The organism is Streptomyces atratus, assembly GCF_900119365.1.
Classification (GTDB): domain Bacteria; phylum Actinomycetota; class Actinomycetes; order Streptomycetales; family Streptomycetaceae; genus Streptomyces; species Streptomyces atratus_B.
In genome coordinates this window covers 147,256-163,073 of sequence record NZ_FPJO01000001.1, presented here as the reverse complement: position 1 = coordinate 163,073, position 15,818 = coordinate 147,256, and the positions used below count along the sequence as shown (strand labels likewise).

General features: G+C 69.4%; 12 protein-coding genes and 1 pseudogene. 9 read left to right on the top strand and 4 right to left on the bottom strand.

The features are described from left to right. Window positions 1-31: 31 nt before the first annotated feature. Window positions 32-982, bottom strand: coding sequence for a glycerophosphodiester phosphodiesterase (locus BT364_RS00795; protein WP_072483089.1), 951 nt, complete (start codon window positions 980-982; stop codon window positions 32-34). Between the two features lie 216 nt (window positions 983-1,198). Between BT364_RS00795 and BT364_RS00790 the strand changes: the two genes are divergently transcribed. The 5 genes from BT364_RS00790 (at window position 1,199) to BT364_RS00770 (ending at window position 8,396) form a co-directional block, all read left to right on the top strand. Further along, the gene (locus tag BT364_RS00790; RefSeq protein WP_072483088.1) at window positions 1,199-2,083 is read left to right on the top strand and encodes an MHYT domain-containing protein; all 885 of its coding nucleotides are present in this window, start codon (window positions 1,199-1,201) and stop codon (window positions 2,081-2,083) included. A gap of 61 nt (window positions 2,084-2,144) precedes the next feature. Next, window positions 2,145-4,265 (top strand): excinuclease ABC subunit UvrB, encoded by a 2,121-nt coding sequence (gene uvrB / locus BT364_RS00785; protein ID WP_072483087.1) that lies wholly within the window; start codon window positions 2,145-2,147, stop codon window positions 4,263-4,265. Between the two features lie 131 nt (window positions 4,266-4,396). Continuing rightward, on the top strand, window positions 4,397-4,975 hold the full coding sequence (locus BT364_RS00780; protein ID WP_072483086.1) for a TerD family protein: 579 nt from the start codon (window positions 4,397-4,399) through the stop codon (window positions 4,973-4,975). Window positions 4,976-5,141: 166 nt separating this feature from the next. Beyond that, window positions 5,142-7,082, top strand: a complete 1,941-nt coding sequence (locus BT364_RS00775; protein WP_072483085.1) for a TerD family protein — start codon at window positions 5,142-5,144, stop codon at window positions 7,080-7,082. A gap of 312 nt (window positions 7,083-7,394) precedes the next feature. Continuing rightward, a complete protein-coding gene (locus tag BT364_RS00770; RefSeq protein WP_072483084.1) occupies window positions 7,395-8,396 on the top strand; it encodes a TerC family protein in 1,002 nt (333 codons plus the stop codon). 102 nt (window positions 8,397-8,498) lie between these two features. On the opposite strand, the pseudogene BT364_RS00765 reads toward BT364_RS00770, so the two are convergent. Next, window positions 8,499-8,696, bottom strand: a pseudogene (locus tag BT364_RS00765) (MBL fold metallo-hydrolase); the annotation flags it as partial. Window positions 8,697-9,077: 381 nt separating this feature from the next. On the opposite strand from BT364_RS00765, the gene BT364_RS42480 reads away from it, so the two are divergent. Genes BT364_RS42480 through BT364_RS00750 form a run of 3 tightly spaced genes read left to right on the top strand, consistent with a single transcriptional unit; the run spans window position 9,078 to window position 11,012 of the window. Next, entirely contained in the window at window positions 9,078-9,659 is a 582-nt protein-coding gene (locus BT364_RS42480; protein ID WP_256259545.1) for a hypothetical protein, read from the top strand. Then, window positions 9,580-10,638, top strand: a complete 1,059-nt coding sequence (locus BT364_RS00755; RefSeq protein WP_143166440.1) for a hypothetical protein — start codon at window positions 9,580-9,582, stop codon at window positions 10,636-10,638. Before BT364_RS42480 ends, BT364_RS00755 begins: the two co-directional genes overlap by 80 nt. Then, window positions 10,602-11,012: a ferritin family protein gene (locus BT364_RS00750; protein ID WP_256259544.1), complete on the top strand. Its 411-nt coding sequence runs from the start codon at window positions 10,602-10,604 to the stop codon at window positions 11,010-11,012. The genes BT364_RS00755 and BT364_RS00750 overlap by 37 nt, the downstream gene beginning before the upstream one ends. Before the next feature lie 152 nt (window positions 11,013-11,164). On the opposite strand, the gene BT364_RS00745 is transcribed toward BT364_RS00750, so the two are convergent. Together BT364_RS00745 and BT364_RS00740 are read right to left on the bottom strand one after the other, a co-directional pair. Continuing rightward, entirely contained in the window at window positions 11,165-11,818 is a 654-nt protein-coding gene (locus BT364_RS00745; protein WP_072483081.1) for an MBL fold metallo-hydrolase, read from the bottom strand. 10 nt (window positions 11,819-11,828) lie between these two features. Continuing rightward, window positions 11,829-12,518, bottom strand: a complete 690-nt coding sequence (locus BT364_RS00740) for a maleylpyruvate isomerase family mycothiol-dependent enzyme (RefSeq protein ID WP_072483080.1) — start codon at window positions 12,516-12,518, stop codon at window positions 11,829-11,831. 175 nt (window positions 12,519-12,693) lie between these two features. Here BT364_RS00740 and uvrA point away from each other — a divergent pair, with 175 nt between their 5' ends. Next, window positions 12,694-15,753 (top strand): excinuclease ABC subunit UvrA, encoded by a 3,060-nt coding sequence (gene uvrA, locus BT364_RS00735; RefSeq protein ID WP_072483079.1) that lies wholly within the window; start codon window positions 12,694-12,696, stop codon window positions 15,751-15,753. Window positions 15,754-15,818: the final 65 nt, after the last annotated feature.

Genomic DNA, 15,818 nt, shown 5'->3' with positions numbered 1-15,818 from the left:
CCGCCCACTGACAGCCGGCCGCGGCCCCGGTTCAGCCCGTGGCCTCGCGCACCACGTCCGGGTTGTTGGTGATGATCCCGTCCACGCCGAGGCCCGCCACCTTCTGGGCGCTCGCCGCGTCGTTGACCGTCCAGGTGTTGACCCGGAGCTTCTTGCCGTGCGCGCCCTTCAGCGCGTGCACCGCGTTCACGTAGTCGGCCGAAACGGATCTGTAGGAGGGATTGATCTGGTCGGTGAAGGCCGCGTACGAGGGCAGGTCGGCCACCGCGGGGGTGCCGAGGAAGCCCGTCGTGACGTCCGGGCGCAGCTGGTGCACCTTCTTCACGCTGTCCGCGCCGAAGCTCTGGATGACGAGCCGGTTCTTCACGTGAGAGCGGTCGAGCCACCCCTTCTGGCGCAGCACCCGCAGGGTCTCCTTCTCGATGCCCGGGTAGATCTCGGGGCTCTTGATCTCCAGCAGCAGCTTCTGCCGGTTGCGCTCGACCCGGTCCAGGTACTGCTTGAGCGTGGGCACGCGGGTCCCGGCGAACTGCTGGCCGAACCAGCTGCCCGCGTCCAGCCGGGCGATCTCCGCCGCCGTGAAGTCCTTGACCGCCCACGAGGTCCGGTCCGGGAAGACCTCCTCGGCATCGGTGGTCCGCCTCAGATCGGTGTCGTGCACGACCACCAGCACACCGTCCTTGGTGAACTGGACGTCGTTCTCCACCCAGTCGAAGCCGAGGGCGTCGGCCTTGTCGACGGCGGCCAGGGTGTTCTCCGGCGCATAGGCCGAAGCGCCCCGGTGGGCGAAGACGACGGGGGCGGTCCGCTTCGCGTCCGTGGTCCGGGCGCTCACGGTGCTGATGCCGGTGACCGCGGCCACGTTCCCGGCGCCGGCCATGGCCCGGTCCGGGGTCCGCGTGTCGGAGCCCGACATCAGAAAGGCGCCGGTGCCCATCAGGGCGGCGGCGGCGAGAGCGGCGGTTGCGGTGCGTGCGTACACGTGTACTCCTTGCGTCAGAAGTTGCGGACGGGCCGAGAGTGACAGCCGCGCCCCAACGGGGGACAGGCGAAGGATGGCCACAACGTGAACGCGGCCGCCGATGCCGGGTCACAGGCCGAATTCCCGCTCGATAAAATGCAGCTCTTCTGTTTGTTTGCCGGGACTCGCGCCTTAGGGTCACCCCGAAACCCGGGCTTCCGCGAAGGGCGTACGAGCATGCAGGGCACGATCGACGGTTTCAGCTACGGAGCGGTGACGCCCGTCGCGGCCTTCCTCATGGCCTGCCTCGGAGCGGCCCTCGGGCTGCGCTGCACGAACCGTTCGCTGCGTACCGAGCGCTCCTTCAAGGCCGGCTGGCTGGCCCTCGGCGCGACGTCCATCGGTTCCGGCATATGGACCATGCACTTCATAGCGATGATGGGTTTCTCCGTCGAAGGGGCGACCATCGGCTACGACAAGCCGATCACCTTCGCCAGTCTCGCGGTCGCCGTCGGCATGGTCGGCGTCGGCATCTTCATCGTCGGGTACCGCGGCGCCACCGGAATGGCTCTGGTGACGGGCGGCACCATCACCGGACTCGGCGTGGCCACCATGCACTACCTGGGCATGGCCGGAATGCGCCTCGAAGGGCAGTTCGAGTACGACACGGTCACCGTGGCCCTCTCCGTCGTGATCGCCGTGGTGGCCGCCACCACCGCGCTCTGGGCGGCCGTCTCCGTCCACGGGTTCCTGCCCAGCCTCGGGGCCAGCGTCGTCATGGGCGTCGCGGTGAGCGGCATGCACTACACGGGCATGGCCGCGCTCAGCGTCCATCTGCACCCCGGCGCCCTCCCCGAGACCGCCGCGGCCGCCACGGCGACCGCACCGCTGGTGCCGCTGCTGATCGGCCCCGGCTGCTTCCTGATCCTCGCCGCGGTGGTCGTGATGTTCGATCCACTGATGGTGATGGGCACCCCGGACTGGAACGACCCGGGGAACGCGGAGGCCGGCCGGCCGCGGGGGATACCGGCCCAGCGGCAGGTGCCGCGGTTCGGCACGCATGCCGACCCGGCCTCGTTCCACTCCCGGCCGCGCGACCCCGCGCCGCCGGGAGAATGGTGATCGGGCCCGGCACATCGGCTGACCCCGTCCGGTTGTCAGTGGCGGGTCGTACGGTGGTTCCATGCGGCCCGTTTCGAAGATCGAACGTTCGGTGGCGCCTTTCGAGGTCGTCAGTCCCTACCAGCCCAGCGGCGACCAGCCCGCGGCCATCGCCGAGCTGGAGCGGCGCATCCGCGCCGACGAGAAGGACGTCGTCCTGCTCGGCGCGACCGGCACCGGCAAATCGGCGACCACCGCGTGGATGATCGAGAAGCTGCAGCGCCCCACGCTCGTGATGGCACCGAACAAGACGCTCGCCGCACAGCTGGCGAACGAGTTCCGCGAGCTGCTGCCCAACAACGCCGTCGAGTACTTCGTCTCGTACTACGACTACTACCAGCCCGAGGCGTACGTCCCGCAGTCGGACACCTACATCGAGAAGGACTCCTCGATCAACGAGGAGGTCGAGCGGCTGCGCCACTCCGCGACGAATTCGCTGCTCACCCGGCGCGATGTCGTCGTGGTCGCCTCCGTCTCCTGCATCTACGGCCTCGGTACGCCCCAGGAGTACGTGGACCGGATGGTCCAGCTCAAGGTGGGCGACGAGATCGACCGGGACCAGCTGCTGCGCCGCTTCGTCGAGATCCAGTACACCCGCAACGACCTCGCGTTCGCCCGGGGCACCTTCCGGGTCCGCGGCGACACCATCGAGATCTTCCCGGTCTACGAGGAGCTCGCCGTCCGCATCGAGATGTTCGGCGACGAGATCGAGGCCCTCTCCACCCTCCACCCGCTCACCGGCGAGGTGATGAGCGAGGACCAGTCCCTCCACGTCTTCCCCGCCAGCCACTATGTCGCAGGCCCCGAGCGCATGGAGAAGGCGGTCAGCGGCATCGAGCAGGAGCTGGAGCAACGCCTTGCCGAGCTGGAGAAGCAGGGCAAGATGCTGGAGGCCCAGCGGCTGCGGATGCGCACCACGTACGACATCGAGATGCTCCGGCAGATCGGCACCTGCTCCGGCGTCGAGAACTACTCGATGCACTTCGACGGCCGCTCGCCAGGCACCGCCCCCAACACCCTCCTCGACTACTTCCCCGAGGACTTCCTCCTCGTCCTCGACGAGTCGCACGTCACCGTGCCGCAGATCGGTGCGATGTACGAGGGCGACGCCTCCCGCAAGCGCACCCTCGTCGACCACGGCTTCCGGCTCCCCTCCGCGCTCGACAACCGTCCGCTGAAGTGGGAGGAGTTCCTGAGCCGGATCAACCAGACCGTCTACCTCTCCGCCACCCCCGGGAAGTACGAGCTGTCCCGGGGCAAGGGCTTCGTGGAGCAGATCATCCGCCCCACCGGCCTCGTCGACCCCGAGGTGGTCGTCAAGCCCACCGAGGGCCAGATCGACGACCTGGTGCACGAGATCCGCACCCGCGCCGAGAAGGACGAGCGGGTCCTGGTCACCACGCTCACCAAGAAGATGGCCGAGGACCTCACCGACTACTTCCTGGAGCTCGGCATCCAGGTCCGCTATCTGCACAGCGACGTCGACACGCTGCGCCGCATCGAGCTGCTGCGCGAGCTGCGCTCCGGTGAGTACGACGTACTGGTCGGCATCAACCTCCTGCGCGAGGGCCTCGACCTGCCCGAGGTGTCGCTCGTCGCCATCCTCGACGCGGACAAGCAGGGCTTCCTGCGCTCGGGGACGTCCCTGATCCAGACCATCGGCCGCGCCGCCCGAAACGTCTCGGGACAGGTCCATATGTACGCGGACAAGATCACCCCGGCGATGGAGCAGGCCATCGACGAGACCAACCGCCGCCGCGAGAAGCAGATCGCGTACAACACCGAGCGCGGTCTCGACCCGCAGCCGCTGCGGAAGAAGATCAATGACATCGTCGCGACGATCGCCCGCGAGGAGGTCGACACCGAGCAGCTGCTCGGCACCGGCTACCGCCAGGCGAAGGGTGCCAAGGCACCCGTTCCCGCGCTGGGCGTCAAGGCGGCCGCGTCCAAGAAGGCCAAGGGCGGCGGCGAAGCGGTCACCGACCGGCCCGCCACCGAACTCGCCGGAATCATCGAGGAGATGACCGACCGGATGCGGGCGGCCGCCGCGGACCTCCAGTTCGAGGTGGCGGCGCGACTGCGCGACGAGGTCGGGGAGCTGAAGAAGGAGCTGCGCCAGATGCGCGAAGCGGGCCTTGCCTGAGCCCGTCGCATCCGGTGTGTTGCAGGACCGACACAAAACGGCCCTGAGCGGCCGCGCCACCGGCGCGACTGCGTAGGGTGCTGGGAAACCGCGCACGGATGGTTGCGGGGAGAGCGGAGAGGGGACAGCGCGTGACGGTCAATATGACCAAGGGTCAGGCCATCAGCCTGCAGAAGAGCGACGGGGGGACCCTGACCGCGGTGCGGATGGGGCTCGGCTGGCGGGCGGCACCGCGCCGGGGTCTGTTCGGTTCACGTACACGGGAGATCGACCTCGACGCATCGGCGGTGCTCTTCGCCGACAAGCAGCCGGTCGACGTGGTCTTCTTCCGCCACCTCGTCAGTGACGACGGCTCCGTCAAGCACACCGGGGACAACCTGGTCGGCGGCGCCGGTTCCGGCGGCGACGACGAGGCGATCCTCGTCGACCTGCAGCGGGTGCCGGTCCACATCGACCAGATCGTCTTCACGGTGAACTCCTTCACCGGCCAGACGTTCCAGGAGGTGCAGAACGCCTTCTGCCGCATCGTCGACGAGACCAACGGCCAGGAGCTCGCGCGCTACACGCTGGACGGCGGCGGGCAGTACACCGCCCAGATCATGGCGAAGGTGCACCGCTCGGGGAACGGGTGGCAGATGACTGCCCTCGGCAACCCGGCCAACGGCCGTACCTTCCAGGACCTGATGCCGGCGATCCTGCCGCACCTGTAGGCAGGGCCCGACCGGGGGAGGGTGCCGGGGATCCTCGGCACCCTCCGAGCCGGTACACATCGGTACCCGCAGCTCCCGGAGGCATCGGCCGCCGGGAGCTGCGGCACATGACGCCGCACCGCACGCGGCGCACCACGCAGCAGTGACTCGTCGAGGGGACAGGGCAATGACGGCCGAGCTGGTCCGGGGGCAGAACCACACCTTGCCCCAGACCCGTCTGGAGATCCGGGTATCGGCCGGCACGCCCGTCGTGGCCGGTGCCACGCTCGGCGACGAGAACGGCACGGTGCACGGCACCGAGTGGATCGCCCACCCGGGATCGCCCCAGCTCCCCGGGCTCGAAGTGTCCAGGCAGGCCGCCGCAGACCACCGGCTCGCCGTGGACCTCGACGCCCTGCCCGCCTCGGTGCACCGGGTCACCGTGCTGCTGGCCCTGCCGACGGGAGTCGGCGGCCCGGTCCGGTTCGGCGCGGTCGCCTCCCCGTTCGTCGCCGTCACCGGGCTCGACGGCACCGAGATCGCCACCTTCACCCTCACCGGACTGGACACCGAGTCCGCGGTCGCGGCCCTGGAGCTCTACCGCCGCCAGGGCGCCTGGAAGGTACGCGCCGTCGGCCAGGGCTACGCGGGCGGCCTCGCCGCCATGCTCGCCGACCAGGGCCTGCCCCGGGCCGCCGAGCTGGCCCAATCCATCCAGGACGCGGTCACCCGGGCGATGGCCCGCTCGGTCACCCCGCCCCCGCCGCGCACCTCGGACGCAGGCCGGGGCGGATCCGGCGCCGGCGCCGGCCCCATGCCGCCGCCGGACGGCCGCAGGCCCGCCGCCCAGCCGCCCGAACCGCTCACGGAGCCCGTCACCCCGCCGCCCGCCGCCCCGACGGGCGGGCCCATCAACTACGCGCACCCGCGCCGCCAGGCCGCCGCACCCCCGCCGCCCCCGCCCACCGCGCCGCCCGCCCAGCCGGGACGCCCCGCACAGCCCGTCGCCGGGGACGCGACCGGCTGGTCCATGGACGAGCGCCTCTACAACCAGATCTGGGGCATGTTCGAGGACCTGTCCCGCACCACCGCCGCCTACCGCAGCGCCGTCGACTTCGCCGAGTCCCGCATGGAGCAGGAGCTCGACCGCACCCTGTCCGACCCGCGCAGCCGGATCGGCGGCGCGGGGGACCGGGCCCGCGCGGAAGCCCGGGCCAAGCGCGACGAGCTGACCACCCGGGCCCGCGAGGCCCTCGACCGTGACCTCGCCCAGCTCGCCGCCGAGGCCGACGTGGTGGAGCCCGCGCTGCCCGCCCCGTTCGCGGGCTGGGACAACCCCGTCTGGCACGCCTACCGCGTCCCGATGGAGATCCCCATGGCGCTGCGCATCGGTGACCTCCACCTGCCGGAGAACCCCGGCCTGCGCATCCCGCTGCTGGTCCGGCTGCCGCTGGAGCGCGGCATCTGGATCGACAGCGGCCGTACGGCGTCCGAGGCCGCGGCCGTGCTGGACGGTGCCCGGCTGCGCGGCCTCGCCATGGAGAGCGCGGTCGCGCACGCGGCCCGGCTGCTGGCCGTCTACCCGGCCGACGAGTTCTCGGTCCATGTCATCGACCCCGCCGGCTCGGGGGCCGGGGCGCTCGCACCCCTGGCGCAGTCCGGGGCGCTCGCGGGGCCGCCCGCCTCCGGAGCGGGAGGCGTGGCCACGGTCCTCGCCCATCTCACCCGGCGTGTCGACCTGGTGCAGATGGCGATCCGGGCCGGCGCCGCCGACTCGCTTCCGCCGGACGTGGACACGGGCGAGCAGCTGCTGATCGTCAACGACTTCCCGCACGGCTTCGACGACCGGGCCGTCACCCAGCTGCGCTACCTCGCCGACGAGGGGCCCTCGGTCGGCGTCCATCTGCTGATGGTCGCGGACCGGGAGGACGCCAGCGCGTACGGGCCGGTGCTCGACCCGCTGTGGCGCTCGCTGCTCCGGCTCACCCCGGTCGCCGACGACCACCTGGCCGATCCCTGGGTGGGGCACGCCTGGACGTACGAGCCGCCGCGGATACCGCAGGGCAGCCGGGTCCTGGAACAGGTGCTCGCCAAGGTGGCCGCGGCCCGTCGCCCCCGGCGCTTCTGAGCCCCGGCGTACCGGCACCGACCTGAGCCGGGCGCACCGGCCGCACCTGGGCCGGTGCGCCCGGCTTTGCTCTCTCACCACTCCTACCAGCGCTTTTGAATGATCTTTACCCTTCCCTTTACCTTTCCTTGGTGTTGCCTGTACTGTTCTTTGGGCGGAGGGGAGTACTCCCATACGCGGCGTTCCCGTCAATACGGACCGTGACCGGTCCCGGGGCGCCGGCCCGTGGCGCGCAGCCCGTGTGCCCGGGTGGAAGAGACCTCCGGCAGCGACGACGCTGATCAGTAGCCGTAGCGAACTGCCGGAGGCGCAGTGGACGTTTCATGGACCCTCTGGGTGCTGACCATTCTTGGTCTGTCAGCCCTTATCGCCGTCGACTTCTTCATCGGGCGCAAGCCCCATGACGTGACGACCAAGGAAGCCGGGATCTGGACGGTCGTCTGGATCGCGCTGGCCGTCCTCTTCGGACTCGGCCTGCTGCTCTTCGGCGAGAGCCAGGCCTCGGGCGAGTTCTTCGCCGGTTTCATCACCGAGAAGTCGCTCAGTGTCGACAACCTCTTCGTCTTCGTCCTGATCATGGCGAAGTTCTCGGTCCCCTCACACCTCCAGCAACGCGTGCTGCTGATCGGTGTGCTGATCGCGCTGGTGCTGCGGGCGGTCTTCATCGCCGCCGGTGCCGCCGTGATCGCCAACTTCTCGTGGGTCTTCTACATCTTCGGCGCGTTCCTGATCTACACCGCCTGGAAGCTCATCCAGGAGGCGCGGGCCGACGAGGAGGAGGAGTTCGAGGAGAACCGTCTGCTCAAGACGATCGAGCGCCGCTTCGGGGTGGCCGACCGCTACCACGGCACCAAGCTCTTCATCCGGAACAACGGCAAGCGCGTCCTGACGCCGCTGATGGTCGTCATGCTCGCCATCGGCACCACCGACGTGCTGTTCGCCCTGGACTCCATCCCTGCGATCTTCGGTCTGACCCAGGACCCGTACATCGTCTTCACCGCCAACGCCTTCGCCCTGATGGGACTGCGGCAGCTGTACTTCCTGATCGGCGGGCTGCTGAAGAAGCTGGTCCACCTCAGCTACGGGCTCTCGGTCATCCTCGGCTTCATCGGGGTGAAGCTGGTGCTGCACGCACTGCACGAGTCCGGGGTGCACGTCCCCGAGATCTCCATCCCGGTCTCGCTCGGCGTCATCTGCGGCGTGCTGGTGATCACCACGATCACCAGTCTCATGGCCAACAAGAAGCAGGCCCGGACGGAGTCGGTCGAGGACGCCGACGAGACCGCCGGCAAGGGTGCCGGCACAGACGCCTGACCACTGCTGCGGACGGGAACGGCACCGGCCGGGGCGGGCAGCGATTCGTTGCCCGCCCCGGCCGGTGCTCACCTCACGCGCGGGGGTCGGGTGCGGCCCGTTTCACCAGCCGCGGGCGCGCCACTGCGGCAGCTGCGGACGCTCGTCGCCGAGCGTGGTGTCGTGGCCGTGGCCAGGGTAGACCCATGTCTCGTCGGGCAGCTGGTCGAAGAGCTTGGTCTCCACGTCGTGGAGCAGGCTCGCGAAGGCCTCGGGGTCCTTGTGCGTATTGCCGACCCCGCCGGGGAACCCCTTATCGCCGGAAGACAGCGCGCCGTGTGTTCACGAGATGAGCCAGTGGCTGATCTCCCGGATGAGCTCCGCGAGGGCTGCGAGGAAGCGCAGGCAGTCGAAGGCCGGCCGCATTTTTCCAGGCTGCGGCGGACGTTCTGGGTCACTGTGCCCTTGGGCACGCCGTAGTCGGCCGCCACCTTCTCCGCGGTTTTGCCGAGCGCCTTGTGGTCGTAGAGGTACTGACGCGTCTTCTCCGGGAGCTTGGCGAGTTCCTCCTCCACGAGGATCCGGTCGACCAGAGCGTCGATCGGATCCTCCATGGCCTTCTCGGTCTCCAGCAGGTCAGCGGGTGCCTCCCTCGGGTCGTGGGGGAAGCGCCTCCAGGCCATCCGTTCGGCCATGCGGTACATGGCGCGCTCCGGCGTCTTCAGCGTCTTGCGCTGCTTCCACAGAGCTTCCATGGCTTCCGCCATGACCTCGTCCACGGCCATCTCGCGCTGGCCGGACCGCAAGGCGTTCGAAGCATGGTGCGAGGCGGAGGGCCGTACGGCCGTCCCGGCGTCCGGCGAGACGATGGCGGAGTGGGTCCAGCACCTGACCGTCACGCCCCGCAAGCGCACCGGGGCGCCGGCCGGGCCGTCGACCGTCGAACGTGCCATGTCCGCCGTGACGACCTGGCACGAGGAGCAGGGTCACCCCAAGCCGAACATGCGCGGAGGGGGCTTCTCGCTGGACGACACCGAGGCGGACCTGCGCGAGAATGAGCCCGACATAGACCAGATCCGTGCTGACCTCACCGCCGTGACCGGCATCGCGGCGCTCACCGACTTTGCCGATACGGTGCCGTATCACCTGCTGTTCACGCCGCCGCGGGGGGTCACACGGGTGCACCGATGGGATCAAAATGGCGATGATCACGGTGGACGTGGCGGTTCCCGACGCGCTGCGGCCGGTCGTGGATGTGGCAGCGTTGCCAGCGGCCCTCGGTGACGCGGGGCCGGCGTGGCTGGTGCTGTCCGAGGACGGACGGCTGGCGCGGTGGACGCCGACGACCGGCGAGGTGCAGGACGTGGCCCGGTATCGGGAGGAGAGGCTGGCGTCCGAATACGGTGGCGGTGTTCGGCTGCGGCTTCACGTGTCTCGATGTGGCCGTTGGGCGGCGGTGGTTCAAGACCGCGGTCGGTACGGCACCGTCGTCGATCTCACCACCGGTTCGCCAGCGATGAAGTTGGACGGTGGGGATTACTGCTGTGAAACCGTCCCGTTCGCGTTGGCGTTCGCCGAACACGGTGGCCGGCCGGTTGTCGTCCATCGCACTGACTGGAACCGGTTGGATGTCACCGATCTCGCGTCCGGCGAGGTGCTTACGGCGCGGGACAGCCCGGATAGAGATGAGGAAGATGCGGAGCACGACCTCGATTACTTCCACGGCGCGCTGTCGCTGAGTCCTGACGGGACTCGTGTCTACGACGGCGGTTGGGTGTGGCAGCCGTGGGGGATGCCGGCGGTGTGGAGCCTGACCGCCTGGCTGCACGACAACCCGTATGAGTCCGAGGACGGGCCCAGCTATGCGGTGTATCCCGAGGTCTCGGAGTGGAACTGGCCGGTGGTGTGGATCGACGACGGGCGGATCGCGGTGTATGACCGGGACGATGCCGGCAGCGGTACCGTCCACGTCCTCGACCCCACCTCGATCGAACTGCGCTCGCCGGGCGTCCGATGGATCAAGGCGGTCGCGACGTTCCCCTGGCCGGTCGGCGATTTCGGCTTTTTCACCGACGGAGAGCATCTGCTGATCGCCGACGAGGCCGGTCTGCAGGGCGTCGACATCACCAGCGGACAGCAGGTGTTCGCGATCGACGGGTTCCGCCCGGTGCGTCAGGATCGACATACCGGAACGCTGATCCAGGTCGGCAGCGCCAATGCCCGGTTGTGGACGCCGCCGGAGTGGACTGCGCGCGCTGGCTGAGCTGCCATTTCCCGCAGGGTGCCGAGCGTGAGAACATCCGAGAGTCCACACTGGAAGGGCTCGACACCGCCTCTCGCAAGGGCAAGCACGGCGGCCGACCGCCGGTCATCACCGACGACATGCTGCACACCGTGCTGCGGCGCCGCGCGAACGGCGAGTCCGTCGGGCAGATCCAGCCCGACCTGATCATCCCCACCGGCAAGCGCAAGGGGCGCAATCCCTCGGTGGCCAGCGTCTACCGGGCACTGGCCGAGCAAGCCAAGCGCGAGGCGTACCCCGAAGCTGCCGAGAGGGCGCACGCCGACTTCGCCGCCCTCCAGGCCGGCGAAGTCCCCGGCCCCCGCCTCGCTCTTCTTGACCGAGCGTCACTCTGATTACAGAGAGCTACTTGCCACTTCGCCGGCTTCGGGAGAACGGGGCCCATTGGGGCGCGGCTACCTGACCCGCACAGACCGAAGGGCCCTACGCCGACGAGGTTGGCGTAGGGCCCTTCGTTAGGGCGGCCCCGCTTGTACGAGGTTCCGGTTTACCAGCCTCGGGCTCTCCACTCCGTTAGATGCGGGCGTTCCGCGCCGAGCGTGGTGTCATGGCCGTGGCCCGGGTAGACCCAAGTCTCATCCGGCAGCTGGTCGAAGAGCTTGGCCTCGATGTCGTCCATCAGCGAGTTGAAGTCGTTCGGAAGTGTTGTCCTTCCAGGACCGCCCGGGAAGAGACAGTCCCCGGTGAACAGGTGCGGGGCGCCGTGCGGGTCGTCGTAGACCAGCGCGATGGAGCCCGGGGTGTGACCCACGAGGTGACGGGCGGTCAGGACGACCTCGCCCACCCGGAGCGTGCCGCCGTCGTCGACGAGGACGTCGGTCGGGACCGGGATGCCCTCGGCGTCGTACCGCCCGGCGTAGGTGCGCGCTCCGGTGGCCGCCACCACCTCGGCCAGCGCCTGCCAGTGGTCGCCGTGCCGGTGGGTGGTGACGACGGACGCGATGCCGTCGTCACCGATCAGCCGCAGCAGCGTGCCGGCCTCGGCGGCCGCGTCGATCAGGAGCTGCTCGCCGGTGGCCCGGCAGCGCAGCAGATACGCGTTGTTGTTCATCGGGCCGACGGCGACCTTGGAGATCATCAGATCCGTCAGCTCGTGCACGTCCGCGCGCCCGCCGACCTTGACCGCTCCGCTGTACGTCATGCCTCTCAGCCTATAGCGGGGGCAGTGCGGGAAGCGGGCCGCCTTCGACGGTCAGCGCCGCCCCGTCGCGGCGCCCGCAGAGCCAGCCGAGGAGTTCGGTGGCCGCGCCGCGGACGGTGACGGGACCGCCCTCCGCGCCGCCGCCGGTCGTCCGGATCGGCCCCCGGCCGTCGTCCAGCCTCGTGGACACGACATCGGGGTGCCCGTCGAACCGCTCGGCGAGGAACTCGATCTCCCGGGCGACGAACTCCTGGGGCAGGTCCTTCAGCTCGTAGCCGATCCCCAGGTCGACATGGTGCAGCTCGACCTCGACCCGGCGGCGGAAGGGGACCCGGGAGGCGGAGTCCGTGACGCCGTTGCGCAGGGTGACCGTGCGGGACCAGTCGGCCGGGGCCGCGGCGGCGGCCGCGAAGCGGTCCGCGCTCCCGGACAGGTCGGCCAGCTGCTCGGCCGGCGGCCGGGGCGCGTCGCGCTCGATGTCGCGGTCGCGGGTTTCGCTGTCTGCGTACATGGGCCGGCCCTGGAGAACATTTACGAGCGCGTCGGCGTTACGGGAGAGGTGCGCAATGACATGACCCCGGCTCCAGCCAGGAAGTCGCGACGGCTCGGCCAGTGCGGCGGCGTCCAATTTTCCGGTGGCGCTGAGCAGTCGATCGGTTGCTTCACGTACGGCTTCCAGGTCGTGCGCATGATCAATCATGAGGCTGAGCCTAGCCTCGCCACTCATTCGGGTGAAGGAGTCCACAGGCGTCCGTAAATCGAATGTGCGTGCTATACGCTCGGAGTCGAAAGCTTCGTACATCGCTGTGGCGCCCCCCATACCCTGGGACAGGGGCTCAGTTCCCCCACTTCTCTCCAGAAAGGTGCGGACCGGCGTGGCCGACCGTCTCATCGTCCGTGGCGCTCGCGAGCACAACCTCAAGAACGTCTCGCTCGACCTTCCCCGCGACTCCCTGATCGTCTTCACCGGGCTCTCCGGGTCGGGCAAGTCGTCTCTCGCGTTCGACACGATCTTCGCCGAGGGCCAGCGGCGCTACGTGGAGTCCCTTTCCTCGTACGCCCGCCAGTTCCTCGGCCAGATGGACAAGCCGGACGTCGACTTCATCGAGGGCCTCTCGCCCGCTGTCTCCATCGACCAGAAGTCGACCTCGCGCAACCCGCGCTCGACGGTCGGCACCATCACCGAGGTCTACGACTACCTCCGGCTGCTCTTCGCCCGGATCGGCAAGCCGCACTGCCCGGAATGCCGCCGTCCCATCTCGCGCCAGTCGCCGCAGGCGATCGTCGACAAGGTGCTCGACCTGCCCGAGGGCAGCCGGTTCCAGGTGCTCTCGCCGCTGGTGCGCGAGCGCAAGGGCGAGTTCGTCGACCTCTTCGCCGATCTGCAGACCAAGGGCTACAGCAGGGCCCGGGTCGACGGCGAGACCATCCAGCTCTCCGAGCCGCCCAAGCTGAAGAAGCAGGAGAAGCACACCATCGAGGTGGTCGTCGACCGTCTCACGGTGAAGGACAGCGCCAAGCGCCGGCTGACCGACTCGGTCGAGACCGCGCTCGGGCTCTCCGGAGGCATGGTCGTGCTCGACTTCGTCGACCTCCCCGAGGACGACCCCGAGCGTGAGCGGATGTACTCCGAGCACCTCTACTGCCCGTACGACGACCTCTCCTTCGAGGAGCTCGAACCGCGCTCCTTCTCCTTCAACTCGCCCTTCGGCGCCTGCCCCGACTGCACGGGTATCGGTACGCGGATGGAGGTCGACCCGGAGCTGATCGTCCCCGACGAGGAGAAGTCGCTCGACGAGGGCGCGATCCACCCCTGGTCGCACGGCCACACCAAGGAGTACTTCGGCCGGCAGATCAACGCGCTCGCCGACGCCCTCGGTTTCCGTACGGACATCCCCTGGGCCGGGCTGCCGCAGCGGGCCAGGAAGGCCCTGCTCCACGGCCACAAGATCCAGACCGAGGTCCGCTACCGCAACCGCTACGGGCGGGAGCGCGCGTACACCACCCCCGCCTTCGAGGGCGCGGTGCAGTTCGTCAAGCGGCGGCACTCCGACGCCGAGAGCGACTCCAGCAGGGAGCGCTTCGAGGGCTATATGCGCGAGGTGCCCTGCCCGACCTGTGAGGGCACCCGGCTCAAGCCGATCGTCCTCGCGGTGACGGTGATGGAGAAGTCCATCGCCGAGGTCGCCGCGATGTCGATCAGCGAGTGCGCCGAGTTCCTCGGCCGGATGAAGCTCAACGCCCGCGACAAGAAGATCGCCGAGCGGGTGCTGAAGGAGGTCAACGAGCGGCTGAGGTTCCTGGTCGACGTCGGCCTCGACTACCTCTCGCTCAACCGCGCGGCCGGCACCCTGTCCGGCGGCGAGGCCCAGCGCATCCGGCTCGCCACCCAGATCGGCTCGGGCCTGGTCGGCGTGCTGTACGTGCTGGACGAGCCGTCCATCGGCCTGCACCAGCGGGACAACCACCGACTGATCGAGACCCTGGTCCGGCTCCGCGACATGGGCAACACGCTCATCGTCGTCGAGCACGACGAGGACACCATCAAGGTCGCCGACTGGGTCGTCGACATCGGCCCCGGCGCCGGTGAGCACGGCGGCAAGGTGGTCCACTCCGGATCGCTCAAGGAGCTGCTGGGCAACGGCGAATCGATCACCGGTCAGTATCTGAACGGCGAGAAGTCGATCCCGATGCCCGACGTCCGGCGCCCCGTCGACCCGCAGCGCAGGCTCACGGTGCACGGCGCCCGGGAGAACAACCTCCAGGACATCGACGTCTCCTTCCCGCTCGGCCTGCTCACGGCCGTCACGGGCGTCTCGGGTTCGGGGAAGTCGACGCTGGTCAACGACATCCTCTACACCCACCTGGCGCGCGAGCTGAACGGCGCCAAGTCGGTCCCCGGCCGGCACACCCGGGTCGACGGCGACGACCTGGTCGACAAGGTGGTGCACGTCGACCAGTCGCCCATCGGCCGCACGCCCCGGTCCAACCCGGCTACGTACACCGGTGTCTTCGACCATGTCCGCAAGCTGTTCGCCGAGACGATGGAGGCGAAGGTGCGCGGCTATCTGCCGGGCCGCTTCTCCTTCAACGTCAAGGGCGGCCGCTGCGAGAACTGCTCCGGCGACGGCACCATCAAGATCGAGATGAACTTCCTGCCGGATGTGTACGTCCCGTGCGAGGTCTGCCACGGAGCGCGCTACAACCGGGAGACCCTGGAGGTCCATTACAAGGGCAAGTCCATCGCCGAGGTGCTGGACATGCCGATCGAGGAGGGCCTGGAGTTCTTCGAGGCCGTTCCGACGATCGCCCGCCACCTCCGTACGCTCAACGAGGTGGGCCTCGGGTATGTGCGGCTCGGCCAGTCCGCGCCGACGCTCTCCGGCGGTGAGGCGCAGCGCGTGAAGCTCGCCAGCGAGCTGCAGAAGCGCTCCACCGGCCGCACGGTCTACGTCCTGGACGAGCCGACCACGGGTCTGCACTTCGAGGACATCAGCAAGCTCATCAAGGTGCTCTCCGGGCTGGTCGACAAGGGCAACTCGGTGATCGTCATCGAGCACAACCTCGATGTGATCAAGACCGCGGACTGGGTCATCGACATGGGCCCCGAAGGAGGCAGCGGCGGCGGTCTGGTCATCGCCGAGGGCACTCCCGAGGAGGTCGCCGGGGTTCCGGCCAGCCACACCGGCAAGTTCCTCCAGGACATCCTGGACCCGGACCGGGTGAACGAGGCCGCGGTGCCCGCAGCCCGCAAGCCGGTGCGGAAGGTGGCCGCGAAGAAGGCGGTCGCCGCCCAGTCGACCCCGGCGAGGAAGACGGCCACCGCCAGGACAAGCGCGGGCCGGACCGCGAAGTCCGCCACGGCCAAGACCGACAGGACGGCGGCGGCGAAGAAGCCCGCGGCGAAGAAGGCGACCCGCGCGCGCAAGGCCTGACACCCGCGCGTCGCGGCGGCTCCCGGACCTCCGGGGGCCGCCGCTCGCGTTCTGCCAAGCTGAAG

Excerpts from the sequence above, each read along its gene's own strand:
- uvrB (WP_072483087.1), top strand. The coding sequence starts at position 2,145 with ATGCGGCCCGTTTCGAAGATCGAACGTTCGGTGGCGCCTTTCGAGGTC.
- BT364_RS00755 (WP_143166440.1), top strand. The coding sequence starts at position 9,580 with ATGATCACGGTGGACGTGGCGGTTCCCGACGCGCTGCGGCCGGTCGTG.
- BT364_RS00740 (WP_072483080.1), bottom strand. The coding sequence starts at position 12,518 with ATGATTGATCATGCGCACGACCTGGAAGCCGTACGTGAAGCAACCGAT.
- BT364_RS42480 (WP_256259545.1), top strand. The coding sequence starts at position 9,078 with ATGGCGCGCTCCGGCGTCTTCAGCGTCTTGCGCTGCTTCCACAGAGCT.
- BT364_RS00745 (WP_072483081.1), bottom strand. The coding sequence starts at position 11,818 with ATGACGTACAGCGGAGCGGTCAAGGTCGGCGGGCGCGCGGACGTGCAC.
- BT364_RS00790 (WP_072483088.1), top strand. The coding sequence starts at position 1,199 with ATGCAGGGCACGATCGACGGTTTCAGCTACGGAGCGGTGACGCCCGTC.
- BT364_RS00775 (WP_072483085.1), top strand. The coding sequence starts at position 5,142 with ATGACGGCCGAGCTGGTCCGGGGGCAGAACCACACCTTGCCCCAGACC.